We start from the raw sequence: 25,063 nt of genomic DNA on the forward strand, positions 1-25,063 counted from the left end.
GGATGGCGCTAGAGACCTATCCCACACACAACCGAGGGAACGCCTGTGGCTACGGAACGCAAGCGCCCGGTGATCAGCGACGGCCTACCGAGCCAGCTTCCGGACATCGACCCTGAAGAGACAAGCGAATGGGTTGAGTCGCTTGACGGTGTCATCGACGAGCGGGGAGCGAAACGCGCCCGCTACGTCATGCTGCGCCTGCTGGAGCGGGCCCGTGAGCGCCAGGTCGGGGTTCCGCCCCTGACCACCACCGACTACATCAACACCATCACCCCCGAACGCGAGCCGTGGTTCCCGGGCGACGAGCACGTCGAGCGGCGCATCCGGGCGTACGTGCGGTGGAACGCCGCGATGCTGGTGCACCGGGCGCAGCGCCCGGAGATCGGCGTCGGTGGGCACATCTCCACCTTCGCCAGCTCGGCGTCGCTCTACGAGGTGGGCTTCAACCACTTCTTCCGGGGCAAGAACCACCCGGGCGGCGGCGACCAGATCTTCTACCAGGGCCACGCCTCGCCCGGCATGTACGCGCGGGCGTTCCTGGAGGGGCGGCTCAACGAGCACGAGCTCGACGGGTTCCGCCAGGAGCTGTCACATCCGGGTGGCGGCCTCCCGTCGTACCCGCACCCGCGGCTGATGCCGGACTTCTGGGAGTTCCCCACCGTCTCGATGGGTCTCGGCGGTCTGAACGCGATCTACCAGGCCCGGTTCAACCGGTATCTGCAGCACCGCGGCATCAAGGACACCTCGCAGCAGCACGTGTGGGCGTTCCTCGGCGACGGCGAGATGGACGAGCCGGAGACGCTGGGCGCGATCGGCGTGGCCGCCCGCGAGGAGCTGGACAACCTCACCTTCGTGATCAACTGCAACCTGCAGCGGCTGGACGGTCCCGTCCGGGGCAACGGCAAGGTCATGCAGGAGCTGGAGTCGTTCTTCCGGGGGGCCGGCTGGAACGTCATCAAGGTGGTCTGGGGCCGTGAGTGGGATCCACTGCTCGCCGCGGACACCGACGGCGCGCTGGTCAACCTCATGAACACCACGACCGACGGTGACTACCAGACGTACAAGGCGGAGTCCGGCGCGTACGTGCGGGAGCACTTCTTCGGCCGGGACGCCCGCACCCGCAAGATGGTCGAGCCGCTGAGCGACGACGAGATCTGGAACCTCAAGCGGGGTGGGCACGACTACCGCAAGCTCTACGCGGCCTACAAGGCGGCCACCGAGCACACGGGTCAGCCGACGGTCATCCTGGCGAAGACGATCAAGGGCTGGACGCTCGGCTCGCACTTCGAGGGCCGTAACGCGACCCACCAGATGAAGAAGCTGACGCTGGAGGACCTGAAGACCTTCCGCGACCGCCTCTACCTGGACATCCCGGACAAGGCGCTGGAGGACAACCCCTACCTGCCGCCGTACTACCACCCGGGTGAGAAGTCCGAGGAGCTGGCGTACCTGAAGGAGCGTCGCGAGCAGCTCGGCGGGTACCTGCCGTCGCGGCGGACGAGCACCAAGCGGCTGACCATCCCCGGTCCGGAGCGGTTCGCCGACGTCAAGCGCGGCTCGGGCAAGCAGAAGGTGGCCACCACGATGGCCTTCGTCCGCCTGCTCAAGGACCTCATGAAGGACAAGGAGTTCGGCAAGCGCTGGGTGCCGATCATCCCGGACGAGGCGCGTACGTTCGGTCTCGACTCGATCTTCCCGACCGCGAAGATCTACTCGCCGCACGGCCAGCGGTACACCTCGGTCGACCGGGAGCTGTTCCTGTCGTACAAGGAGTCGACCTCGGGGCAGATCCTGCACGAGGGCATCAACGAGGCGGGTTCGGTCGCCTCGTTCACGGCCGCGGGCTCGGCGTACGCCACCCACGACGAGCCGATGATCCCGATGTACATCTTCTACTCGATGTTCGGGTTCCAGCGGACCGCCGACGGGCTGTGGGCCGCGGCCGACCAGATGGCGCGGGGCTTCCTGCTCGGCGCGACCGCCGGTCGGACCACGCTGAACGGTGAGGGTCTCCAGCACGAGGACGGCCACTCCATGCTGATCGCCGCCACCAACCCGGCGGTGGTCGCGTACGACCCGGCGTTCTCCTTCGAGATCGCGCACATCATGGAGCACGGCCTGCACCGCATGTACGGGGACGCGCAGGAGAACGTCTTCTACTACCTGACGGTCTACAACGAGCCGATCCTGCAGCCGGCGGAGCCGGAGGGCGTGGACGTCGAGGGCCTGATCAAGGGCATCTACCGCTACTCGCCCGCACCGCAGGTCGACGGTCCGAAGGCCAACGTCCTCGCCTCCGGCACGGGCATGCAGTGGGCGCTCAGGGCCCAGCAGTTGCTCGCCCAGGACTGGGGGGTGGCCGCCGACGTCTGGTCGGTGACCTCCTGGACCGAGCTGCGCCGCGACGCGGTGGAGACCGAGGAGTACAACCTGCTCAACCCGGGCGCCGAGGCCAAGGTGCCGTACATCGCGCAGAAGCTGGCCGACGCGGACGGTCCGAAGGTCGCGGTCAGCGACTGGATGCGTGCCGTACCGGACCTGATCGCCCGCTGGGTCCCCGGCGACTACACGTCGCTCGGCACCGACGGCTTCGGGATGTCGGACACCCGGCACGCGCTGCGCCGGCACTTCCACGTCGACGCCGAGTCGATCGTGGTCGCCACGCTGCGGCAGCTCGCCCGCAGTGGCGCGGTCGAGGCCACCGTGCCGGCCGAGGCCGCCAAGAAGTACGCGATCTACGACGTCAACGCCGCCCCGGTGGGCGAGACCGGCGGCGACAGCTAAACCGGCACGACGAAAGGAGGGCCCGGCGCACCCGCGCCGGGCCCTCCTTCTGGTACGTCCCACCCCGGCGGCGGGGGTCCGGGGTCCCTGGCGGGGATCCGGACCACCGCCGTCGCGGGTGACGCCGGGAGGACGCTGCGGGGTCAGCCGACGGCGGCCAGGTCGGTGAGCCGGGCCAGCGAGTCCTCCAGGTCGGCGCCGACCCGGCGCAGGCCCAGGCGCAGCAGGGCCGCCTTGACGGGTCCCGCGGGCCAGCGGACCACGATGAGCCGCACGACGGTCCCGCCCTCCTCCTCATCCGGGGTGAGCTGGACGTAGATCTCGGTGCGCGCCTCCGCACGAGCACCGGCGCCCCTGGCCCGCTCCCGCCAGCCGATCAGTGTCGGCTCCTGATAGGCGATCACCTCGGCCTCATGCGCCGAGCCGCGCCCCGCCTGGACCAGTTGTCGCCGCCCGAAGCCCTCCCCCGAGAGCACCTCGGCCGCGCGAACCCCCGCCAGCCAGGCCGGCAACTGCTCGGCCCGCTGCACGACGTCCCAGACCACTTCCATCGGCGCCGCCACGTGCGCACTACGTTCCACGAGGATCATTTCCGTCTTTCCTCCAGTGAGGACATCCCACGATATCGGCACTCTATGCGTCAAATCGGACTTACCTGGACGGGTTCGGAAAAAGACACGCCGATCAACCATTGCGGATTACGCCAGGCGGGCCTATGGCGCATTCATCGACAGCGCCCTAGAGTCCCGAACACGTTTCAGGTTGACCGGGAGGGCGCATGTCGACCGCACCGATGCCCGAGTTCCCCGACGGCTTCCGCTGGGGCGTCTCCACCTCGGCCCACCAGATCGAGGGCGCCGTCACGGCCGACGGACGCGGCCCGTCCATCTGGGACACCTTCGCGCTCTCCCCCGGCCGGATCAGCGACGGCAGCAGCGGCGCGGTCGCCTGCGACCACTACCACCGGTACGCCGAGGACGTGGCGCTGCTGGACGGTCTGGGCGTCGGGGCGTACCGGTTCTCGATCGCCTGGCCCCGGGTGCGACCCGACGGCAGCGGTGCGACGAACGCCGCCGGTCTGGACTTCTACGACCGGCTGGTCGACGCCCTGCTGGCCGCCGGCATCGACCCGGTGGCCACCCTGTACCACTGGGACCTGCCGCAACCCCTGGAGGACGCCGGCGGCTGGCTGCACCGCGACACCGCCGCCCGCTTCGCCGAGTACGCCGAACTGACCGCCGCCCGCCTCGGTGACCGCGTCCGGCTGTGGATCACGCTCAACGAGCCGTTCATCCACATGAGCCTCGGCTACGGAATGGGCCAGCACGCCCCCGGCCGGGCAATGCTCTTCGACGCCTTTCCCGTCGCCCACCACCAACTGCTCGGCCACGGACTCGCGGTGCAGGCGCTGCGGACGCACACCACCAGCCAGGTCGCGATCGCCAACAACTACTCGCCGGTGCGGGTGGTCGGTGACAGCGACGCCGACCGGGCCGCCGGGGCCGCGTACGAGGCGCTGCACAACCGCCTCTTCACCGACCCGCTGCTCGGGCGCGGCTACCCGGACCTGCCCGGCCTCGACCCGGGCGTCGTCCGCCCCGACGACCTCGACACGATCGCCGCGCCCATCGACGTGCTCGGGGTCAACTACTACAATCCCACCGGTGTACGGGCGGCCGAGGAGGGCTCGCCCCTCCCGTTCGACCTGGTGCCGCTGGACGGCTACCCGCGTACCGCCTTCGACTGGCCGGTCGCCCCCGACGGGCTGCACGAGCTGCTCGGCTGGCTACGCGACACGTACGGCGACGCACTGCCACCCATCGAGATCACCGAGGGCGGCTGCGCGTACGACGACGAGCCGGACGCGCACGGGCAGGTGGCGGACCCGGAGCGGATCGCGTACCTCGACGGGCACCTGCGGGCGGTCCGGGCCGCCATCGACGACGGGGTGGACGTACGCGGGTACTTCGTCTGGTCGCTGCTGGACAACTGGGAGTGGGCCGAGGGGTTCACCAAGCGCTTCGGGCTGGTGCACGTCGACTACGCCACCCAGAGGCGTACGCCGAAATCGTCGTACACCTGGCTGCGGGACGTGATCGCGGGCAGCGCGCCGGGGTCGGCGCGGTGACCACCCTCGACCCGCTGCCGGCGGCGCTCGCCGAGCCGACAGTGCCGGTGCGGCGCGGCTGGATCGGTCTGGTCTTCGCGGCCAACCTGGGCGTGTGGATGGCGTTCTTCACCCCGATCCAGGTGCTGCTGCCGCAGCAGATCGAGCGGATCGCGCCCGGCGACAAGGAGACCATGCTGGCCGTGGTCACCGGCCTGGGCGCGTTGGCGGCGGTGCTGGCGAACCCCCTGGCGGGCGCGCTCTCCGACCGGACCTGCCTGCGGATCGGAGGCCGCGAGTTCGGTCGACGGCACGTCTGGACCGCCGGCGGCGCGGTGCTCGGCGCTGCGGCGCTGGTGCTGCTGGCCCAGCAGCGCACCATCCTGGGGGTCGCCGTCGGCTGGGTCGCCGCGCAGGTGTGCTTCAACGCGATGCTGGCCAGCCTCACCGCCGCCATCCCGGACCGGGTGCCGGTGACGCAGCGCGGCAGCGTCTCGGGCTGGGTGGGCATCCCGCAGGCGCTCGGGCTGGTCCTCGGCGCGGTGCTGGTCACCGCCGTCGTCACCGGGAACGCCGCCGGCTACCTGGCCATCGCCGTGGCGATCCTGCTGCTGTCGCTGCCGTTCGCGCTGCTCACACCCGACGATCGGCTGCCCCGCGCGCACCGCCCGGCACTGCGGGCGCGGGCGCTGTTCGCCTCGATGTGGATCAGCCCGCGCCGGCACCCGGACTTCGCCTGGGCGTGGATCACCCGGTTCCTGGTCCAGCTCGGCAACGCGCTGGGCACCCTCTACCTGCTGTACTTCCTCACCGACGGGGTCCACTACCCCGACCCCGAGGGCGGCCTGCTGGTGCTGATCCTGCTCTACACGCTGGGCATGATGCTGACCGCCGTGGTCTCCGGCCGGCTGTCGGACCGCTCCGGAAGGCGCAAGGTCTATGTGATCGTCTCCGGCCTGATCATGGCGGTGGCGGCGCTGCTGCTCGCCGTCGCGCCGGTGTGGCCGATGGCGATCGTCGCCGCGCTGCTGCTCGGGGCGGGCTACGGCGTCTACCTCTCGGTCGACGCCGCGTTGATCACCCAGGTGCTGCCCCGGGCCACCGACCGGGCCAAGGACCTCGGCGTGATCAACATCGCCAATTCAGCGCCGCAGGTGCTCGGGCCGGCCCTCTCCGCGCCGCTCGTCGTCCACCTGGGCGGCTACCCGACGCTGTACGCGGTCACCGCCGTGGTCACCGTGGTGGGCAGCGCCCTGGTGGTCAAGATCCGCTCAGTCGCTTAGGGCGTGTGTCAGAGCCCTCGGTCGAGCCGAGGCGGAGTCCAGCCGGCGGTCCGGCAGGGCGGAGATCGGCTCGGATACCGGTGTTGTATCGGGGCCGATCTCCAACGCGGCCGGCCGTCGGCTGGGCCCGCCGCAGGCCGGCCAGGGGCTTGCCACACGCCCTAGGCCGTGTGTCAAGGTCCTCGGTCGAGCAGAGGGACGGACGGCGGACACCACGATGAGGGTGATGCCTGTGAGTCATCTTGATGACCCACAGGCATCACGCTCAATGGAGCGGGCGGCTCCGATCCGGCCGGACCACGGCCCCGCGAGCGACGGTTCACCAGCGGCCGAAACGGCCGGTCCTCTCGGCCTCCGCAGGCCGGCCAGGGGCTTTGACACACGCCCTAGTCGGGGGGCCGTGGCCGAAAGCGGTCGCGGGCCGCCGTAGGCTGGAGGACGTGACGGTACGTGTGCGCTTCGCCCCCTCCCCGACCGGTATGTTCCACGTCGGCGGCGCCCGCTCGGCGCTGCAGAACTGGATCTACGCCAAGCAGCAGGGCGGGGTGTTCGTGCTGCGCATCGAGGACACCGACGCGGCCCGCAACAAGCCCGAATGGACCGAGGGCATCCTCTCCGCGCTGGACTGGATCGGCATCTCCCGGGGCAGCTACGAGGGGCCGTACTTCCAGTCGGCGAACGCCGGCGAGCACCGCGCCTCCGCCACCCGCCTCTACGAGTCGGGCCGCGCCTACTACTGCGACTGCACCCGCGAGGACGTGCAGGCCCGCACCGGCTCGCAGTACCAGGGCTACGACGGCTACCACCGCGACCTCGGCCTCGGCCCGGGTCCGGGGCACGCGCTGCGCTTCCGTACGCCGGACGAGGGCAGCACGGTGGTCGTCGACCTGATCCGCGGCGAGCCCACCTTCGAGAACAAGCTCATCGAGGACTTCGTCATCGCCCGCGGCGACGGCTCGCCGGTGTTCCTGCTGGCCAACGTCGTGGACGACATGACGATGGGCATCACCCACGTGATCCGCGCCGAGGAGCACCTGCCCAACACGCCCAAGCAGCAGCTGCTCTGGGACGCCCTCGGCGTCAAGCCGCCGATCTGGGCGCACGTGCCCGTGGTGGTCAACGAGAAGCGGCAGAAGCTCTCCAAGCGCCGTGACAAGGTCGCCCTGGAGGCGTACCGCGACGAGGGCTACCTCGCGGGCGCGATGCGCAACTACCTCATGCTGCTCGGCTGGGCGCCGTCGGGCGACCGGGAGATCGTCCCCTGGTCGGTCGTCGAGGACGAGTTCCGGCTGGAGGAGGTCAACCCCTCCCCCGCGTTCTTCGACGAGAAGAAGCTGCGCGCCTTCAACGGCGAGTACATCCGCGCGCTGCCCGTCACCGAGTTCATCGACGCCTGCCAGCCGTGGCTGACCGGCACCGGGACGATCGCGCCGCCGCCGTGGCAGCCGGAGGAGTTCGACGCCGACGCGTTCGCCGCCGTGGCGCCGCTGGCCCAGACCCGGATCGCGGTGCTCAGCGAGATCGTGCCGAACGTCGACTTCCTCTTCCTGGCCTCGCCCACGATCGACGAGGCCGCCTGGACCAAGACGATGAAGGACGGCTCGGGCGAGTTGCTGGACGCCGCCGTCGCGGCTTTCGAGGCGCTCGAGTCCTGGGACGCCGAGTCGCTGAAGTCGACGCTGGAGGCGGTCGGCGCCGAGCGCGGCCTCAAGCTCGGCAAGACGCAGGCGCCGGTCCGCGTCGCGGTAACCGGCCGCACCGTGGGCCTGCCGCTCTTCGAGTCCCTCGAGGTGCTGGGCCGCGACCGCACCCTGACCAGAATGCGCGCAGCCCGCCTCCGCCTGGCCTAAACCCCGCCCCGCGCGCCCGCGCTGATCTTGCAGTTTCGGTTGTCGATATGAGCGGAATACGCGGTATGTCGCCACAGAAACTGCAAGATCGACGGGGCCAGGGCGCGGGCGAGGGCGGGCCGAGGGCGGGGCGCGGGCGCGGGCGAGGGCGCGGGCGGGTTGGCCTAGGGGGTTTTGCTTCTGCGGCGGCGGAGCAGCAGCAGGGCACCGGTCAGGGCGGCCAGTAGTGCCAGGGCGCCCAGCGTCCAGAGCCACCAGTTGCCGTTGGAGTCGGACTGCTCGCCGGCGACCGGTACGGCAGACAGCGTGCCGGCTGACGGCGACAGGGGCCCGGCGGGGGACGTCGTGGGCGAGCCGGCCGGGGGCCCCGACGAACCGGTGCCGACGGCCGAGGGACTGGCTGTCGGGTCGGCGGCCGTGCCGGTGGTGAGGGTGAACCGCACTTCGCCCTTGATCGGGTGGCCGTCGCTCGACGGGAGCTGGTACCCGACGATGTAGAGCCCCGCCGCACCGGGCTCGAACGGCACACGCACGCGGGTGCCGTCGAAGGTCGGCCGCCCTCCGGCGACCACATTGTCCGGTCCGGTTATTGTGATCTTCGTCGTAGTGGGTGACGGCTTGGCCAGGAAACGCAGCTCGATCCGGGCCGGCGCGGTTTCCACCCGGGCGCCGTCGCGCGGATTGCTGCCGGTCAGCGAGTTGTGCGCGGCGGCCGGTGTCGCCGGGACCAGTAACGACACACCGAACGCCACGCCGAGCACCACTGGCACGACGCGTGCCATCCGTGTAACCCTGCCCCCCATGAACCCCTCCGTAAGGGTACGATCCGCCCGCTGATCAAACAGCTCCTCATTAGTCGAGCAGAGATCGCAGATAGTTCCAAATACTGTTCCACACGCTGCAATCCATCGACGTTCTGCGGAGTCTGTAGGAGTGGGACCGACCACGTCGGTGCCGTCAACGGCCGACCGACCCGGACGTCACGGCGAAGCCATCCATCGAACGGGGCGAGGAGGCGGGATGGTCCGACAATTGAGGCGCCGGGTCGCCGTGCTGGCGGCCACGCTGGCGGCGGCACTGCTGACGCTGGGCGCCACCGGCCCGGCCAGCGCGGCGCCCAACCCGGCGCCAGCCGGCGTGGACATCAGCGGCGAAGGGCTCACCGAGCCGCTGCGGTTACGGGCCGAGACCCAGCCCTCGCACGTCCTCGCGGTCATCGACCAGGTCAACTTCTTCGGTCGTACCGGCATGCCGACGGGGCCCAAGGCAGCCGACCTCGGTCCGAAGTACACGGTCGTGGTGCTGGCCGGGGAGACCCCGAAACAGGCCTACGACCTCTACCCGAAGGCGGCTGGCGGCCCGCGTGTCTACCGCCCGGCCAAGCAGCCGGACGGCCGCCGGACGAACAGCGGCTGGTTCCTCGGTCGGCTCAGCATGTCCGAGACGCTGCGCACCGCCGGGGTGCCGCTGGAGCGGCAGTTCGACACGGTCAGCGGCGGTGTGGGCGGCGGCGAACGGGTGCTGCCGGAAGACACCATGGACCCGGTCCGGGACATCGACGAGGCGCTGGGCGAGTTGCAGCGGCTGCTGCTGCTCAACGTCGGGGTGATGTTGACCATCACGGTCGGCCTCGCCGGGATCGCCCTGCTGATCCGCCGCCGGACCCGCTGACCCGAGGGTCAGCACCAGCGGCGCGGCGGGCGCTCCCGTCGGGTGGCCCGTTGGCGGGGCCGCACCGGGCCGTGTCGATGGGCACCGGCCCAGCCAGGCAGTTCACTGAGGCAACCAGCGACGACGTCGGACTCCGGCTCACCCAGAGCGGCCAGCTCACCGGCCCGCTGGCGCGGGATCTCCTCGTCCGGTCGCCCGGTGGGCGCCTCGGTCGGGTGCGCCGCCGCCGGGCCGACCGCCCGGCGAGGCTTGCCAGCCACCTGCGGGTCGTGGTGGCCCAGCCGACAGGGCTCGCCCTGGGCGCAGCCGTGCTCGGCCTCCCCGTGCGCCATCCCCGGTCTCCTCACGCTCGCACTCACGCGCAGGTGCTTCCCCCGTACGTGCCCTGCCACCGTACTGGCCGGGACCGACGGGGTGTGCACGGCGTACCCCGGGGTCAGCGCTTCGGGCGGCCGGGGAACAGGGTCGCCCAGACCGGGAAGGCGACCAGCCAGATGAGGATCACGGTGGTCAGGCTGCGGATCCAGTTGCCCAGTTCACGGGTCCTCTCCACGTCGTTCACCCAGAGGATGGCCGCACCGAGCAGGCCGCACGCGACGGCCCAGCCGAGGAGTCCCTTGGCCCACTCCCGCCACTCGTGACGAGCACGGGCCCAGCCGTCGCGGGGAGACCTGACGGGCGGCGGCCCGCCGGCGAACCGGTGGGCGAAGCGCTGGTCCGCCCACCGCACCATCGAGTGCCCGAAGGCCACCGAGAAGCCGAGGTAGACGGCGGCGAGGCCGTGGCCGAAGTCGGCGGTGGCGCCGCGCCGCAGGTCGATCACCGACGCGGCGAGCAGCGCCAGATCGACAAACGGTACGCAGAGCAGCAGCACCCCGCCGAGCCGTGGCCGGCGCAGCGGATAACGGGCGACCAGCCCGGCACCGAGCAGCACCCAGAACGCGATCTCACAAGCGATGATCACCGCTACCACCATGGCGGCCTCCCCCGTCGTCGCCACCAGCGTCGTCTACCGGCGAGGCGCGGGCCTCGACACCGGGGACGAGATCGGGGTCCTCCCTTCGACGGACCAGCCGTCCGGGGCCGCGCTCGACGTACCCCTTTCGGCGCATGTCGGAGCGACCGGGCTCCTCCTCCGGTCGGAGTCGAGAGCACCACCAAGACCCACGTGAGCCGGATTCTGGCGAAGCTGGACCTGCGCAGCCGGGTGCAGGCCACGATCCTGGCCCAGGAGCTGGGCCTGCCCGCGCCGCCGCAGCCCTGAGCTGCGGCGGTCCGCTGACCGGTGCCGCCGTTCGTGGCCTGCTCACGGCATGTCAGGCTAGAGCGGTGAGCACGGCCGAGGGTGGGGAACTGGCGGCCACGCTGCGTCGGATCGAGCGTTCGGCGGGAGCGCTGGCCACCGCCAGCGTGGCCCGGATGGACGAGACGCTGCCGTGGTTCCGTGCCCTGCCGGCCGACCAGCGCTCCTGGGTGATGCTGGTGGCCCAGGCGGGCGCCCGGTCGCTGGTGCAGTGGCTGCGCGAGGGTGGCGGCACGGCGGACAGCACGCAGGAGGTCTCCGACGACGTGTTCGACGCGGCGCCGCAGGCGCTGGCCCGGTCGATCACCCTTCAGCAGACCGTGGCACTGATCAAGGTGACCATCGACGTCGTCGAGGAGCAGGTGTCGCAGCTCGCCGCCGAGGGCGAGGAACAGTTGCTGCGCGAGGCGGTGCTGCGCTTCTCCCGGGAGATCGCGTTCGCCGCCGCCCGGGTGTACGCGCGGGCCGCCGAGTCGCGCGGCGCGTGGGACGCCCGGTTGCAGGCCCTGCTGGTCGACGCGTTGCTGCGGGGCGACTCACCGGACGTCCTGGCGAGCCGGGCCGCCGCGCTGGGTTGGGCGGACGCGCCGCCGGTCGCGGTGGCGGTCGGGCACTCCCCCGGCGGGGAGGTCTCCGCTGTGCTGCACGTGGTGTACCGGCTGGCGCGGCGGATCGGCGTCGAGGTGATCGGCGGGGTGCACGGCGACCGGTTGGTGATCGTGCTGGGCGGCGCGGCGGACCCGTTGAGCGCCACCGGCAAGCTGCTGGACGCGTTCGGTGACGGCCCGGTGGTGGTCGGTCCGGCCGTACCCAGTCTGGACGAGGCGACGGAGTCGGCGCGGTCCGCGCTGTCCGGCTTCCGGGCGGCGCCGGCGTGGCCGGCCGCCCCCCGCCCGGTGGCGGCTGCCGATCTGTTGCCGGAGCGGGCCCTAGCGGGCGACGCGGAGGCCCGTCGCCGGCTGCGCCACGACGTGTACGCGACACTGGTACGCGCCGGTGGCGAGCTGTTGGAGACCCTGGACGCCTTCCTGGCCGCCGGTGGCACCCTGGAGAGCGCGGCACGGGCGCTGTTCGTCCACCCGAACACGGTGCGGTACCGGTTGCGCCGTATCGCCGAGGTGACCGGCTTCTCGCCGCTGTCGCCGCGGGACGCGTTCGCCCTTCAGGTGGCGTTGACCGTGGGTCGGCTGGATCCGGTGGTCCCGGTGGCCTCGTCGGTCCCGACCCAGACATTGACCCCGGCCACCCGGAAATCCACCCAAACCAGTGATGATCCCCGCCGATCTTTGTAAGAAACCTCCAAAGGTTCTAGTGCGGTTTGGTCGGCCTCGGCACAGCGCTACCCACGCGTATCCGGGAGAGTCATAGGCGTGCTCGCCGTACTTAGTCCCGGCCAGGGTTCGCAGAAGCCCGGCTTTCTCACTCCCTGGCTCGACCTGACCGGCACCGAAGCGCGACTGCGCTGGTGGTCGGCGCTGGCGGGCGTGGATCTGGTGCACCTGGGCACCGCCGCCGACGCCGACGAGATCAAGGACACTGCCCGTACCCAGCCGCTGCTGGTCGCGGCGGCGCTGCTCGCCGCCGAGCACCTGCCGCTGGACGACGTGGCGCTCACCGTCGGGCACAGCGTCGGCGAGCTGGGAGCCGCCGCGGTCGCCGGGGTGCTGTCGGCCGAGGCCGCGATCACCCTCGCCGGGATTCGCGGCCGGGAGATGGCCGCCGCGTGCGCGTTGGAGCCGACCGGGATGGCGGCCGTGCTCGGCGGCGACCCGGACGAGGTGCTGGCCGCGATCGACGCCAACGGACTACACCCGGCCAACCGCAACGGCGCGGGCCAGATCGTCGCCGCCGGCGCGCTGGACGGGCTGGACGCGTTCGCCGCCGCGCCACCGGCGAAGACCCGCGTCATCCGACTCCAGGTGGCCGGCGCCTTCCACACCCCGTACATGGCTCCGGCCGAGACCGCGCTGGGCACCGTCGCCGCCGGGATCGCCCCCGTCGACCCGGCCCGGGTCCTGCTGTCGAACCTCGACGGCACCGCCGTCACCGACGGCGACGAGCTGGTGCGGCGGCTGGTCCGCCAGGTCACCGCCCCGGTGCGCTGGGACCTGTGCATGCGGGCCCTGGCCGAGCACGGAGTGACCGGCGTGATCGAGCTGCCGCCGGCCGGCACCCTCGCCGGTCTGGTCAAGCGCGAGCTCAGGGGCGACGGCGCGCCGGAGATCGTCACCCTCAACACCCCGGACGACCTGCCGGCCGCACGGGACCTGATCGCCCGCCACGGCACTGCGGGCCAACCGCTCGCCCCCATCGGAGGACACTCATGACCGGCAGTCGCATCGTCTCGATGGGGCACTACCAGCCATCCCGGGTGGTGACCAACGACGACATCGCCCAGCTCGTGGACACCAACGACGAGTGGATCCGCGACCGGGTGGGCATCGCTACCCGGCGGATCGCCGACAGCGAGACGGTGGCCGACATGGCCGCCGCGGCCGCCGGCAAGGCCCTGGCCAACTCCGGGCTCAGCGCCGCCGACATCGACCTGGTCGTGGTCGCCACGTGCTCCTCCATCGACCGGAGCCCCAACGTGGCCTGCCGGGTCGCCGCCAAGCTGGGCATCGGCGCCCCGGGCGCGTTCGACGTCAACACCGCCTGCTCGGGCTTCGCGTACGCGCTGGGCACCGTCGACCACGCCATCCGGGCCGGTGCGTCGCGCAACGCGATCGTCATCGGTGCGGAGAAGCTGTCCGACTTCACCGACTGGACCGACCGCTCCACCTGCATCATCTTCGCGGACGGGGCCGGTGCCGCGGTGGTCTCCGCCACCGCCGACGACGAGCCGGCCGGAATCGGCCCGGTGGTCTGGGGCTCGGTGCCGGACAAGAGCGACGCGGTACGCATCGAGGGCTGGCGCCCGTACATCCAGCAGGAGGGGCAGGCGGTCTTCCGCTGGGCCACCACCGCGCTGGCGCCGCTCGCGCTCCAGGCGTGCGAGCGGGCCGGGGTCGACCCGTCGGAGCTGGCCGCGTTCGTGCCGCACCAGGCCAATTCCCGGATCATCGACGGCATCGCCAAGCGGCTCAACATCCCCAACGCGATCATCGCGAAGGACATCGTCGAGTCGGGCAACACCTCGGCGGCGAGCGTGCCGCTGGCCCTGTCCAAGCTCGTCGAGCGGCGGGAGGTGCCCTCGGGCGCACCGGTCCTGCTGTTCGGCTTCGGCGGTGGCCTGACCTACGCCGGTCAGGTCGTCCGCTGCCCCTGAAGCCCCCTTGAGGCGCGTACGCGCTGAAGGAGCGGCGGTCGGCGAGGCCGGCCGCCGGAGAACCCCCTATGAGAGGAACCAACCGCAATGACCCGTGACGAGATCACCACCGGCCTCGCCGAGATCCTCGAAGAGGTTGCCGGGGTGAACCCGGACGACGTGGCCGAGGGGAAGTCCTTCACCGACGACCTCGATGTCGACTCGCTCTCCATGGTGGAGGTCGTGGTGGCCGCCGAGGAGAAGTTCGGCGTCAAGATCCCGGACAACGAGGTCCAGAACCTCAAGACCGTCGGGGACGCCGTCAGCTTCATTGAGGCGCAGTCCTGATCATGAGTCGTCCTGACGTCGTCGTCACCGGGCTCGGCGCGACGACCCCGCTTGGCGGGGACGTCGCGTCGACCTGGGACGCCATGCTCGCCGGCCGCTCCGGGGTGAGTGCTCTCACCCAGGAGTGGGCCGCGCAACTGCCGGTCCGGATCGCCGCCCAACTGGCCGTGGAGCCGTCCGAGGTGCTGGACCGGGTCCGCCTGCGCCGGCTGGACCGCTCCGAGGCGATCGCGCTCATCGCGGCGCAGCAGGCCTGGGCGGACGCCGGTCTGGCGGATGCCGGCCTGGACGGGGAACGCCTGGCGGTCAGCGTCGGCTCCGGTATCGGCGGCGCCACCACCCTGCTCGCCCAGGACGACATCCTGGAGGCGTCCGGGCCGCGGCGGGTCTCCCCGCACACGATCCCGATGCTGATGCCCAACGGTCCGGCCGCCTGGGTCGGGTTGGAGCTGGGCGCCAAGGCCGGCGTGCACACGGTGGCCAGCGCCTGCGCGACCGGCGCGGAGGCGATCGCACTCGGCCTGGACATCATCCGCGCCGGCCGGGCCGACGTGGTGGTGGCCGGCGGCACCGAGGCGGTCATCCACCCGCTGCCGATCGCCGGGTTCAGCTCGATGCGGGCCATGTCGACCCGTAACGACGACCCGGAACGCGCCTCCCGTCCGTGGGACACCGGCCGCGACGGCTTCGTCCTCGGTGAGGGCGCGGGCATCGTGGTGCTGGAGCGGGCCGACCACGCCGCGGCACGGGGCGCCCGGGTGTACGCACGCCTCGCGGGCGCCGGCATCACCTCCGACGCGTACGACATCGTGCAGCCGCACGCCGAGGGTGAGGGCGCCATCCGGGCCATCGCCAGGGCCATCGCGGACGCGGACATCGCGAAGCAGGACATCGTGCACGTCAACGCGCACGCCACGTCGACCCCGGTCGGCGACATGCTGGAGATCGGCGCGCTGCACAAGGCGCTCGGCGACCACCCGGTGCTGGCGGCGACGAAGTCGATGACCGGCCACCTGCTCGGCGCTGCCGGCGCGTTGGAGTCGATCGCCACGATCCTGGCCATCCGTGACGGCGTCGTGCCTCCGACGATCAACCTGGACGACCCGGAGCCCGGGCTGAGCCTGGAGGTCGCCGCGCACAAGCCACGCCACATGGAGATCCCCGCCGCGCTGAACAACGCGTTCGGTTTCGGCGGCCACAACGTGGCTCTGGTCTTCGCCCGGCCGTGAGACAGCGGCCGTGAGACGGCCGATCCGCAGGTCAGCGAAAGGGGCCCCGCACGCGAGGGGGCCCTTTTCGTGTGCTCAGCCCCGGTTGCGGGGGTGCTGTCGGGCGGTGCGCTCGTTGCCGTGGCGGTAGTTGCCCGTCCAGCGGGCCATCACGAGCTGCGGGTCGTCGTCGACCTCGGCGAGGAACTCCGCCGCTCGGGCGTCCGCCGCCACCCTGGCCACCCTGGACCGGACCGGCCCACGGCGCATCACCGATCTGGCCGCGGTCGAGGGCATCACCCAGCCCGCGATGACGACCCTGGTCCGGGTGATGGAGGTGTCCGGCCTGGTCGAGCGGCGGGGCGACGCGTCCGACAGGCGGGTCACGTTGGTGTGTCTGACCAAGGCCGGCGCCGCCTATGTCCGGACGCGACGCCAGGCGGGCGTCCACGCGTTCGAGCGGTTGATCGGCGAGCTGACCGGCGACGAGGTCGAGGCGCTGGTGGCGGCCCTTCCGGCGCTGACGCATCTGGCCGAGCTCGAGAACCAGGACCGCGAGGGGCCGCAGCAGTGACCGGGCAGCCGGCCGACGAGGTCGCGGTGGAGGCGTTTCCGCAGACGCGTTCCGAGGCGCGGCTGCGCTGGTCCCCGCTCTGCTGTTCATCGCTCTGGTCGTGGCGGCGGTCGCCAGCCTCGGGACGCCACTCATCACCAGCGTGGCGACGTCGTTGCACGTCTCGCTCGGCAGCGCGCAGTAAACGCTGACCGTCGCGCTGCTCAGCGGTGCCGTCGCCACGCCGGTCCTGGGCCGGCTCGGAGCCGGCCCAGGACCGGCGGGCCACGTGCCCAAGGGCTACTGGGTCAGCGCCTACCGCACCATCTCCGACCCCGACAAGCTGGCCGCCTACAACGAGCTGGCCGCTGCGGCCGTCGCGGCCGGGGGCGGGCGGGTCCTCGTCCGTGGCGGTCGGGTCGCCGCGTACGACGCCGGGATCGCCGAGCGCACCGTCCTGATCGAATTCGACAGCTTCGAGCAGGCCGTCGCGGCGCACGACAGCGCGGCCTACCAGGAGGCGCTGGCCGTCCTCTCCGACGGTGTCGAGCGCGACTTCCGCATCGTCGAGGGCAGCGACTGACCGACGTCCGGCGTGCCCGTGTGTCAGCTCGTGCAGGTGGTGGCGGGCAGGCCGGACACGGCCACCGGTGACCGGCCGCCCGGGCGGGCCTTGCCGGCCAGCACGGCGGCGAGCGCGGTCATCGATGCCCGGCTGGAGGAGTACGTCGCCAGCAGCGTCGGCGACTTGGCTTTGGCCAGCACGTACGGGGTGTCCATGGCGACGGTGACCGCCGCGGCAGCGCTCAGGTCCTTCTCGCCGTCCCCGTAGCCGACCAGGTGCACCACCGTCCCGCCGCTGGGCTTCACGGTCACGCCGGCCGCCGTCAGCGCGGCGGTGAGCGCGGCCCGGGTGCCGTCCCGCCCTCCGGAGGAGGTGACGGTGACGGGCCCGCGTACCGCGCCGCCGCAGGCACCGCGCAGCACGGTGACCGCTCCGGCGGCCAGCGCGTCCGCCGCCGCCCGGTGGGCCGGGGTGTTGAGCGTGGACATCGGCTCGGTCGGGACCGCCGCCAGCCGGAACTTCATGGTCAACACCCGGGTGACCGCGTCGACGAGCCGGGCCCGGGGCAGTGACCCGTCACGAAGGGCAGCGAGCAGCCCGTCGTACGCCTGGCCGACGTTCGGGGTCATGAGGATCAGGTCGTTGCCGGCCTTCAACGCCCGGACGGCGGCCTCGCCAGGCGCCCACCGCTTTGCCGGCGGCATGTTCATCCCGTCGGTGATCACCACGCCCTTGAAGCCGAGCTGACCGCGCAGGACGTCGGTGAGCAGCTTGTGCGAGAAGGTCGCCGGGGTGCCTGGGTCGATGGCCCGCGCGTCGAGGTGGCCGGACATCACGGCCATCGCGCCGGCCTCGAACCCGGCGCTGAACGGCGGCCACGCGCCACTCTGCAACGCCGCTGCGGACTGGGTGAGCACCGGCAGGTCCTTGTGCGAGTCGTCCGCGCTGTGGCCGTGCCCCGGGAAGTGCTTCAGGGTCGCCGCGACGCCGCTGGCCTGTAGACCCCGGACCGCGCCGCCCACCTGCGCGGCGGCGATCTTCGGGTCGGCGCCGAACGACCGCGAGCCGATGACCGTGCTGCGGGTGGCCAGCACGTCGGCCACCGGGGCGAAGTCGATGTTGATGCCCATCGCGGCGAGTTCGGCGCCGGCGGCCCGCCAGGCGGCCTCGGTCAGCTTCGGGTCGCCGGCCGCGCCAGCGGCGAGGGCGCTGGGCAGGATGGTGACCCCGTCGGTGACGCGGGTGACCACGCCGTACTCCTGGTCGGTGCCGATCAGGAAGGGCGCCGGGCCGGCGGCCAGCCGCCCGGCTGCGCCGCGCAGCCCGGTGGTCAGGTCGTGGACCTGCTTCGGGTTCTCAACGTTCGTGGTCTCCTGGTTGCCCTTGGTGGGGTCGTCGGCGCTGAAGCCGACCAGGATCAACCCGCCGAGGCGGTACTTGGCGATCATCTCCGCGGGGGTGTCGACACCGGCGAGCGCCTGGTTGCCGGCCGCCGAGCCGGTCGAGACCTTCGTGGCGGAGTCGCCATAGGCGTACGGCATCAGCACCTGCCCGACCAGGTCCTCGTCGGAGAGCGTCGCGACCAGCGCGGCGGCCCGGGCGGCCGGGTCGTCGGTGGGGGGCGAGGCGGGGGCGCTCGGAGTCGCCGAGACGCCGGTCGGGCCGGGCGTCGGGGCGGGGTCCGGGGTGCCCGAGCAGCCGGACACGAGCAGGGCGGTCAGGGCGGCGACGGCGACGGCGGTGTGTCGCGGGCGAATCGGCACGTCGCCCATCCCACCAGTTCCCCCTTATCGGGGCAACTTGACCTTACCGGTCGCCGCCGTGGGGGTGCCGGGATGCCGAGGTGGACAGCGTGGAAGGACCCACCTCAGCCGACCCGGGTGAGCAACGTCACCGGCGCGCCGTCCCCGGCGTACCGGTAGGGCTCCAGGTCAGCATCCCATGCCGTGCCGAGCGCCTTGTCGAGGGCGTGCGACAACGCCTCCGGGGCCCGGGCGGAGGCCATCAGGGCCCGTAGCCGGTCCTCACCGAGCTGGATGTCACCGGCCGCGCCGACGGTGGCCCGGAACAGACCCCGGGCAGGCACGTACATGAAGCGCTCACCGTCGGCGCCGGGACTCGGCTCCTCGGTGACCTCGAAACGGATCATGGGCCACTGCCGGAGGGCAGCAGCCAGCTCGGCGCCCGTCCCCGGACGGCCGGTCCACCCGCACTCGGCCCGGCGAGCGCCGGGGTCGACGGGCTGAGCCGTCCACTGCAGGTTGACCGGCGCGGCTAGGACGCGCGCGATCGCCCACTCGACGTGCGAGCACACGGCGAGCGGGGTCGAGTGGACGTATACGACGCCACGCGTTGGCACGGTGACCTCCCGGAGAGCGAGGTGCGTCTTCCCCTACGACCTCGTTCACCCGAGTGGTTGCTGCAACACATGATGACTCGTGTGACGGATGGTGCGCCAGGGAATCGGAAAAAACGCCTCCCGGAATAGCCGGACGGGTGGTCTCCGTTGCCTCTCAGGACACCGCGACGACCAGCCTGATGTCGTGGTCCTGTACAGTTCCATCGGCGGCTTCTGCCGCGTTACACCTTTGCGGGTCGACCCCGTGTCACCCGCACACAGCCCCCGGACGTCCAGTCCTCCCGTACGTCTTGCAAGGAGTACCTCCGTGGCGAGCAACACCTCTAAGACCGCGCGCGCGTCCGTCCGGGCCGGCCAGGCTGGCCAGGGTGGCGCCCTCAGCGTGCTGGGCGAGTTCAAGTACCTCATCCCGCTCAACGGCGGCAAGCACGCCTACGTGCGTAACCTGACCAACGGCAAGACCGCGCACCTGCGCACCGACTCCGACGCCTTCGTCGAGGAGATCCGGGTGCTGGCCGCCGCCGGCCACGCCGCCAAGATCCGGGCGGAGATCAACAACCTGGCCACCGTTCACCCGAACGACGGCTGGGAGGCCACCGAGAAGCGTCTGGTCGCGGCCGGCGTCTTCGAGGGCTGAGCCCCTCCCCCACCACAGCACCAGCAGACCGCCCGCCGGGAGTTCCCGGCGGGCGGTTTCGCGTGCGGGTCCCAGCGTCCGGGTCCCAGGGCAGGCCCTAGGCCGGGTCGAGCAGGGCGACCTCGCCGGTGCTCAGGTCGTACAGGCCGCCGACCACAGCCACCCGGCCGGCGGCCACCGGCCCGGCCAACAGGTCGTCCTCGCGCAGTGTGTGGACCGTACGGCGGACGTGCCGGCGGATCGACAGCTGATGCACCGCCGGATCGTCGAGCCCCACCTCGGTGACCGCCGGAGCGATCTCGTCGACCAGGTGGGCCAGCGAGCCGCCGGGCCGCTCCCCCGTACGCAGCGCGTCCACCGCAGCGCCCACCGCCCCGCAGCGCTCGTGGCCGAGCACCAGCACCAGCGGTACGCCCAACTGGCCGACCACGTACTCGATGGAGCCGCGCACCGCGCGGTCGAGCACGTGCCCACCGGTGCGGATCACGCAGATCGCGCCGAAGGTCTGGTCGAAGATCGCTTCCAGCGGCACGCGCGAGTCGATGCAGCCGAGGACCACCGCGTACGGCTGCTGGTCGCCGGAGGCGGCGGCCGCGGCGGTGACGTCGTGGCCGTGCACGGGTTGGCCGCTGACGAACCGCCGGTTGCCGGAGAGCAGTTCGGCGAGCGCGGCGCGAGGCGTGCCGCCGGCCTGCCGCCCCTGCCCCGCCACCCTCATGCCGTTCAGCTTGGCGCGCCGCCGACGACCGCGGGTGGCGTCGGGAATTTCGCTCCGGCGCGATTGGCGTGGCGTCGTGACGGGTAGCCCGTGTTACCGCCGGGTACCCCGGTGCCGGTGATGCCTGGGCGGCCCTGGGAGGTGGCGATGCCGGAGCGGTTCGAGGTCGGTATGCCCGACGGCGTACGACTGCACGTCGAGACCACCGGGCCGGTGGACGCCCCGGTCACGGCCGTCCTGCTGCACGGCTGGACGTTGGACGGGCGGAGTTGGCACCGGCAGCTCGCCGCGCTCACGTCGTCGTTCGGCGACGCGGTGCGGGTGGTCACCTACGATGCGCGGGGCCACGGCCGGTCGAGCTGCATGCCGCTGCTCACGGCCACCCTGGCCCAGCTCGGTGACGACCTGGCCGCCGTCCTCGACGCGGTCGCGCCAAGTGGCCGGGTGGTCCTGGTGGGGCACTCGATGGGTGGCATGACGATCATGGAGTACGCGCACCGCCACCGGGCGCACTTCGCCGCCCGTACGGCGGGCCTGGTCTTCGTCTCCACCACCGCCGAGGGGCACACGCACACCGTGTACGGGCTCTCGCCGCGCATCGCCCGGCTGATCCGGCTCGCCGAGACGACAGGCGCCGGCGTACTGGCCCGGTGCGGTTCGTGGCGGGCGCCCCGGGCGCTGCTGAACGCGCTGCAACCGAGCATCCGGTGGATGCTCTTCGGCGACCGTTGCGACCCGTCCGACATCCGCCTGGTCACCTCGGCGGTGGCCCGCGCCTCGCTGCGTTCGATCGGCGGTTTCCGGGCCTCGATCGGCGCCCAGCACCGGCTGGACACGCTCACCGCCCTCGGCCACCTGCCGGCCGCCGCCCTGGTGGGTGACCGGGACCGGCTGACCCCGCCGCCGTGCGCCGAGTCGATCGCCGCCGCCCTGCCGGCGACCGAGCTGACCGTCTGCCCGGGCGCGGGGCACATGCTGATGTTGGAACGTCCGGACGAGGTGAACGCCGCGCTGACCGGGGTCCTGGGTCAGGTGGTGGCCCGGTCGGGGCCACACGGACGCGACGCGAGTGCCACGCCGTCGCCGCGCGGGCTCGACGCGGGCGCCGTCGCTGCGGGTCGCTGAGCACGTCCGCGCACCTCGGGCGCGGCGGGCCGGGCCGGGGGCCGTACCCTTCTGCGGTTGGCCCGCGCGGTTCTCGCCGCTTGCCGGCGACATCTAAGGAGCGTGCGTTGACCGACCAGACCGCCCTGGAGCAGGAGATCGCCGTCGAACAACGGCACCTCGACCGGGTGTACGCCCGACTGGCCGAGCTGCGGCAGTCGGCGGTGCGCGCAGAGCGGGACGGCTACCGGATGGCGCGGGTGGGCACGTTCGGCGCGCTGGTCGAGCGCGACGCGATGGTCTTCCACGCCGCACGGCGGCGGCACACCCTGGACGCCGAGCACGAGGGGCTGGTCTTCGGCCGCCTGGACCTGCGCGACCGGCAGGTGCTGCACGTCGGGCGGCTCGGCATCCGCGACGACGATGCCACCACGCTCGTCGTCGACTGGCGGGCGCCGGCCGCCTCCGCGTTCTACCAGGCCACCCCCGCGCAGCCGCTGGGCGTGGTGCGCCGCCGCACGATCCAGTCCCAGCGTGAGCGGGTCACCCGGATCGAGGACGACCTGCTGGACCCGGACGCCGCCGAGGAGGGGATGACGGTGGTGGGTGACGGCGCGCTGCTGGCCACCCTCTCCCGGGCCACCGGCCGGGGCATGCGTGACATCGTGGCGACCATCCAGCGTGAGCAGGACGAGGCGATCCGGTCGCCCGGCTCCGGTGTGACGATCGTCGCGGGCGGCCCGGGCACCGGCAAGACGGCTGTCGCCCTGCACCGGGCGGCTTTCCTGCTCTACTCCGACCGCAGCCGGTACGCCGGCGGCGGCATCCTGGTGGTCGGGCCGTCGACCGTCTTCGTCGAGTACATCGCCTCGGTGCTGCCGTCCCTCGGCGAGGAGACGGCGACCCTGCACTCGCTGGGCACCCTGTTTCCGGGGATGACGGCCACCCGCACCGATCCGCCCGAGGTGGCGGCCGTGAAGGGCTCGCTGCGGATGCGCCGGGTCCTGGAGCGGGCGGCCCGCGACGCGGCGCCGGGAGCACCGGGTGAGCTGCGGCTGCTCTACCGGGGAGGGCTGCTGCGGCTGGACCGCCGGGAGCTGGACGCCATCCGGGACCGTGCGCTGCACCGGGGCGCCCGGCGCAACGAGGTCCGTCGCGCCGGCTTCGACGGCGTCTTCGCCGCGCTGTGGGCGCAGGCACGTCGGCTGAACATCGGCCGGCTGCCCGAGCAGCGGGCCTTCGAGGGCGAGATCGCCGAGCGGCCGGAGTTCCGGGAGTTCCTCAAGGCGTGGTGGCCACGCCTGCACCCCCGACACGTTCTCGGCTGGCTGGCCCGACCGGATCGGCTGCGCCGGTACGCCGGCGGGATCCTCTCCGGCGCGGAGATCCGGCTGCTCGGCACGGCGTACCAGAGTCTGGAGACCGCGGGCCTGACCATCGCGGACGTGGCGCTGCTCGACGAGCTGGACGCGCTGCTCGGTAAGCCGGTGAAGCCGGCGCGGGCCCGGCGCGACCCGTTCCAGCTCGCGGGCGGCGTCCGTGAGCTGAGCACCGCCGCCGACCGCCAGCAGGCGGCGCGGGCGGCGGCCCGGGAGCGGCCGGAGGACTACCGCGAGTACGCACACGTGGTGGTCGACGAGGCGCAGGACGTCTCGCCGATGCAGTGGCGGATGATCGGCCGGCGGGGACGCCTGGCCTCGTGGACGGTGGTGGGAGATCCGGCGCAGACCGCGTGGACCGGCGACCCCGAGGAGCTGACCCGGGCCCGCGACCAGGCGCTGGGCCGGCGCGCGCGGCACGAGTTCACGCTCACCACCAACTACCGCAACTCGTCCGAGATCTTCGCGGTGGCCGCGGCGGAGATCCGTCGGCTCTATCCGGACCTGTCCCTGCCGAGCGCCGTCCGCTCCACCGGGGTCGACCCGGTCGAGCTGGTGGTGCCGCCCGCCGGGCTCGAGGCCGCGGTGGTGGAGGCGGCCACCGGCCTGCTGGCCGAGGTCGACGGCACGGTCGGCGTGATCACGCCGGTCACCCGCCGCGACGAGGTCGCCGGCTGGCTCGGCGCGCTCGCCGCGACGCGCCTCCAGGTGGTGACCAGCCTGGAGGCCAAGGGCATGGAGTACGACGGGGTCGTGCTGGTCGCTCCGAGCGAGATCCGGGCCGATCCGGGCTCCGGTGTGCGCACGCTCTACGTGGCGCTCTCCCGTGCCACCCAGCGGCTCACCACCGTCGACCCGACCGCCTGAGTGTCGCATTGGCGGTGTCCGTGGGCGGGCCCGTCCCTACACTTGCACACATAGCGATGTGAGCATACATTTGACCCGGTCCCGGGCGGCGTCGGAGGGTGGGTTTCGTGGGAGCAGGTCATGACCACCACCACGGGTCGGTCGCCAACGCCGCCCACCAGCATCGGGGACGGCTCTGGGCCGCCTTCGGACTGCTCGCCGCCCTGATGGTCATCGAGGCCGTCGCCGCCTTCCACAGCGGCTCACTGGCCCTGCTCTCCGACGCCGGGCACATGTTCACCGACGTGCTCGGCATCGGGATGGCGCTCGCCGCGATCACCGCCACCCGACGGGCCACCGGCGATCCGCAACGCACGTTCGGGCTCTACCGCCTCGAAGTGCTCGCCGCCCTGGCCAACGCCGTCCTGCTCTCCGGCGTCGCGGTCTACGTGGTGATCGAGGCGATCGGCCGGTTCGGGAACCCGCACGAGGTGCTGAGCGGCCCGATGCTCGTGGTGGCCGTCCTCGGACTGCTCGCGAACGTGATCGCGTTCGCGCTGCTGCGCACCGGCGCGCGGGAGAGCATCAACCTGCAGGGCGCCTACCTGGAGGTACTGGGCGACCTGCTCGGCTCCATCGGCGTGATCGGTGCGGCCCTGCTCATCGCGGTCACCGACTGGTGGTGGGCCGACCCGCTGGTCGCGGTCGCCATCGGGGTGTTCATCCTGCCGCGCACCTGGCGGCTCGGGCGCGCCGCCGTCCGCATCCTGGTGCAGGCAGCCCCGGAACACCTCCAGGTCACCGCCGTGCACGACCGACTGGCCGCGGTGCCCGGCGTGGTCGAGGTGCACGACCTGCACGTCTGGACGCTCACCTCCGGCATGGAGGTGGCCTCCGCGCACCTGACCATGGCGCCCGGCGCGGAGGTCGGCGCGGTGCTCACCGCGGCGCGTACCGCCCTGCGGGACGACTTCCGCATCGAGCACGCCACGTTGCAGATCGAGCCCGGGGCAGCCCCGGGCGTCTGCGGCTCCGTCGAGTGGTGAGGTCGTCCACGGTCAGCCACGACAGGGCAGCGCCGGGGTCACCGCCCCGCGCGAG

Annotated in this window: 24 protein-coding genes; 16 read left to right on the forward strand and 8 right to left on the reverse strand. The window is 72.4% G+C overall.

Annotated elements, in window-relative coordinates:
• The first annotated feature begins 45 nt into the window (after positions 1 to 45).
• The gene (gene aceE / locus ACGFH9_RS21890; RefSeq protein ID WP_393222155.1) at positions 46 to 2,784 is read left to right on the forward strand and encodes a pyruvate dehydrogenase (acetyl-transferring), homodimeric type; all 2,739 of its coding nucleotides are present in this window, start codon (positions 46 to 48) and stop codon (positions 2,782 to 2,784) included.
• 143 nt (positions 2,785 to 2,927) lie between these two features.
• Here the strand turns inward: aceE and ACGFH9_RS21895 are convergent, their stop codons facing one another.
• Positions 2,928 to 3,374 (reverse strand): SRPBCC family protein, encoded by a 447-nt coding sequence (locus ACGFH9_RS21895; RefSeq protein WP_355241279.1) that lies wholly within the window; start codon positions 3,372 to 3,374, stop codon positions 2,928 to 2,930.
• 188 nt (positions 3,375 to 3,562) lie between these two features.
• On the opposite strand from ACGFH9_RS21895, the gene ACGFH9_RS21900 reads away from it, so the two are divergent.
• From ACGFH9_RS21900 to gltX, 3 genes are all read left to right on the forward strand, one after another.
• Positions 3,563 to 4,912: a GH1 family beta-glucosidase gene (locus tag ACGFH9_RS21900; RefSeq protein ID WP_393222159.1), complete on the forward strand. Its 1,350-nt coding sequence runs from the start codon at positions 3,563 to 3,565 to the stop codon at positions 4,910 to 4,912.
• Positions 4,909 to 6,174, forward strand: coding sequence for an MFS transporter (locus ACGFH9_RS21905; RefSeq protein WP_393222162.1), 1,266 nt, complete (start codon positions 4,909 to 4,911; stop codon positions 6,172 to 6,174). Before ACGFH9_RS21900 ends, ACGFH9_RS21905 begins: the two co-directional genes overlap by 4 nt.
• Before the next feature lie 440 nt (positions 6,175 to 6,614).
• Positions 6,615 to 8,024 (forward strand): glutamate--tRNA ligase, encoded by a 1,410-nt coding sequence (gene gltX / locus ACGFH9_RS21910; protein WP_393222164.1) that lies wholly within the window; start codon positions 6,615 to 6,617, stop codon positions 8,022 to 8,024.
• Between the two features lie 164 nt (positions 8,025 to 8,188).
• Here the strand turns inward: gltX and ACGFH9_RS21915 are convergent, their stop codons facing one another.
• The gene (locus tag ACGFH9_RS21915) at positions 8,189 to 8,806 is read right to left on the reverse strand and encodes a copper resistance protein CopC (protein ID WP_393222167.1); all 618 of its coding nucleotides are present in this window, start codon (positions 8,804 to 8,806) and stop codon (positions 8,189 to 8,191) included.
• A 238-nt stretch (positions 8,807 to 9,044) separates the two neighbouring features.
• Between ACGFH9_RS21915 and ACGFH9_RS21920 the strand changes: the two genes are divergently transcribed.
• A complete protein-coding gene (locus tag ACGFH9_RS21920; protein ID WP_393222170.1) occupies positions 9,045 to 9,695 on the forward strand; it encodes a hypothetical protein in 651 nt (216 codons plus the stop codon).
• 8 nt (positions 9,696 to 9,703) lie between these two features.
• Here the strand turns inward: ACGFH9_RS21920 and ACGFH9_RS21925 are convergent, their stop codons facing one another.
• Both ACGFH9_RS21925 and ACGFH9_RS21930 read right to left on the reverse strand, forming a co-directional pair.
• Positions 9,704 to 10,027 carry a hypothetical protein gene (locus ACGFH9_RS21925; RefSeq protein ID WP_355241262.1) on the reverse strand — a complete coding sequence of 108 codons (324 nt, stop codon included), beginning with the start codon at positions 10,025 to 10,027 and terminating at the stop codon, positions 9,704 to 9,706.
• A gap of 104 nt (positions 10,028 to 10,131) precedes the next feature.
• Positions 10,132 to 10,671, reverse strand: coding sequence for a hypothetical protein (locus ACGFH9_RS21930; protein ID WP_393222173.1), 540 nt, complete (start codon positions 10,669 to 10,671; stop codon positions 10,132 to 10,134).
• A 284-nt stretch (positions 10,672 to 10,955) separates the two neighbouring features.
• On the opposite strand from ACGFH9_RS21930, the gene ACGFH9_RS21935 reads away from it, so the two are divergent.
• From ACGFH9_RS21935 to fabF, 5 genes are all read left to right on the forward strand, one after another.
• Complete coding sequence (locus ACGFH9_RS21935; protein ID WP_355619716.1) at positions 10,956 to 12,290, forward strand: helix-turn-helix domain-containing protein; 1,335 nt, start codon at positions 10,956 to 10,958, stop codon at positions 12,288 to 12,290.
• A 78-nt stretch (positions 12,291 to 12,368) separates the two neighbouring features.
• Positions 12,369 to 13,325 carry an ACP S-malonyltransferase gene (locus tag ACGFH9_RS21940; RefSeq protein ID WP_355241251.1) on the forward strand — a complete coding sequence of 319 codons (957 nt, stop codon included), beginning with the start codon at positions 12,369 to 12,371 and terminating at the stop codon, positions 13,323 to 13,325.
• Positions 13,322 to 14,266, forward strand: coding sequence for a beta-ketoacyl-ACP synthase III (locus tag ACGFH9_RS21945; RefSeq protein ID WP_355241248.1), 945 nt, complete (start codon positions 13,322 to 13,324; stop codon positions 14,264 to 14,266). The genes ACGFH9_RS21940 and ACGFH9_RS21945 overlap by 4 nt, the downstream gene beginning before the upstream one ends.
• A gap of 87 nt (positions 14,267 to 14,353) precedes the next feature.
• Positions 14,354 to 14,593 carry an acyl carrier protein gene (locus tag ACGFH9_RS21950; RefSeq protein WP_007463517.1) on the forward strand — a complete coding sequence of 80 codons (240 nt, stop codon included), beginning with the start codon at positions 14,354 to 14,356 and terminating at the stop codon, positions 14,591 to 14,593.
• 2 nt (positions 14,594 to 14,595) lie between these two features.
• The gene (gene fabF, locus ACGFH9_RS21955; protein ID WP_393222177.1) at positions 14,596 to 15,822 is read left to right on the forward strand and encodes a beta-ketoacyl-ACP synthase II; all 1,227 of its coding nucleotides are present in this window, start codon (positions 14,596 to 14,598) and stop codon (positions 15,820 to 15,822) included.
• A gap of 75 nt (positions 15,823 to 15,897) precedes the next feature.
• Here fabF and ACGFH9_RS21960 read toward each other — a convergent pair whose 3' ends face one another.
• Positions 15,898 to 16,035, reverse strand: a complete 138-nt coding sequence (locus ACGFH9_RS21960; protein WP_393222233.1) for a hypothetical protein — start codon at positions 16,033 to 16,035, stop codon at positions 15,898 to 15,900.
• A gap of 43 nt (positions 16,036 to 16,078) precedes the next feature.
• Between ACGFH9_RS21960 and ACGFH9_RS21965 the strand changes: the two genes are divergently transcribed.
• Together ACGFH9_RS21965 and ACGFH9_RS21970 are read left to right on the forward strand one after the other, a co-directional pair.
• A complete protein-coding gene (locus ACGFH9_RS21965; RefSeq protein WP_393222229.1) occupies positions 16,079 to 16,375 on the forward strand; it encodes a MarR family winged helix-turn-helix transcriptional regulator in 297 nt (98 codons plus the stop codon).
• A gap of 268 nt (positions 16,376 to 16,643) precedes the next feature.
• On the forward strand, positions 16,644 to 16,937 hold the full coding sequence (locus tag ACGFH9_RS21970; protein ID WP_355241234.1) for a DUF1330 domain-containing protein: 294 nt from the start codon (positions 16,644 to 16,646) through the stop codon (positions 16,935 to 16,937).
• 23 nt (positions 16,938 to 16,960) lie between these two features.
• On the opposite strand, the gene ACGFH9_RS21975 is transcribed toward ACGFH9_RS21970, so the two are convergent.
• Positions 16,961 to 18,691, reverse strand: coding sequence for a glycoside hydrolase family 3 protein (locus tag ACGFH9_RS21975; RefSeq protein ID WP_393222181.1), 1,731 nt, complete (start codon positions 18,689 to 18,691; stop codon positions 16,961 to 16,963).
• 95 nt (positions 18,692 to 18,786) lie between these two features.
• Positions 18,787 to 19,278, reverse strand: a complete 492-nt coding sequence (locus ACGFH9_RS21980) for a DUF3145 domain-containing protein (RefSeq protein ID WP_007463525.1) — start codon at positions 19,276 to 19,278, stop codon at positions 18,787 to 18,789.
• A gap of 307 nt (positions 19,279 to 19,585) precedes the next feature.
• Between ACGFH9_RS21980 and ACGFH9_RS21985 the strand changes: the two genes are divergently transcribed.
• A complete protein-coding gene (locus ACGFH9_RS21985) occupies positions 19,586 to 19,915 on the forward strand; it encodes a hypothetical protein (RefSeq protein ID WP_266244844.1) in 330 nt (109 codons plus the stop codon).
• 97 nt (positions 19,916 to 20,012) lie between these two features.
• Here the strand turns inward: ACGFH9_RS21985 and ACGFH9_RS21990 are convergent, their stop codons facing one another.
• On the reverse strand, positions 20,013 to 20,633 hold the full coding sequence (locus ACGFH9_RS21990) for a carbonic anhydrase (protein ID WP_393222185.1): 621 nt from the start codon (positions 20,631 to 20,633) through the stop codon (positions 20,013 to 20,015).
• Between the two features lie 147 nt (positions 20,634 to 20,780).
• Between ACGFH9_RS21990 and ACGFH9_RS21995 the strand changes: the two genes are divergently transcribed.
• The 3 genes from ACGFH9_RS21995 to ACGFH9_RS22005 all read left to right on the forward strand — a co-directional run bounded on the left by ACGFH9_RS21995 (position 20,781) and on the right by ACGFH9_RS22005 (position 25,008).
• Positions 20,781 to 21,758: an alpha/beta fold hydrolase gene (locus ACGFH9_RS21995; protein WP_393222188.1), complete on the forward strand. Its 978-nt coding sequence runs from the start codon at positions 20,781 to 20,783 to the stop codon at positions 21,756 to 21,758.
• Between the two features lie 107 nt (positions 21,759 to 21,865).
• Complete coding sequence (locus tag ACGFH9_RS22000; RefSeq protein ID WP_393222191.1) at positions 21,866 to 23,983, forward strand: HelD family protein; 2,118 nt, start codon at positions 21,866 to 21,868, stop codon at positions 23,981 to 23,983.
• Between the two features lie 107 nt (positions 23,984 to 24,090).
• Positions 24,091 to 25,008 (forward strand): cation diffusion facilitator family transporter, encoded by a 918-nt coding sequence (locus tag ACGFH9_RS22005; RefSeq protein ID WP_393222194.1) that lies wholly within the window; start codon positions 24,091 to 24,093, stop codon positions 25,006 to 25,008.
• Positions 25,009 to 25,063 lie beyond the last annotated feature (55 nt).

The sequence above is a fragment of the Micromonospora sp. NPDC049102 genome, from assembly GCF_043197485.1.
In the GTDB taxonomy this organism is placed as follows: domain Bacteria; phylum Actinomycetota; class Actinomycetes; order Mycobacteriales; family Micromonosporaceae; genus Micromonospora.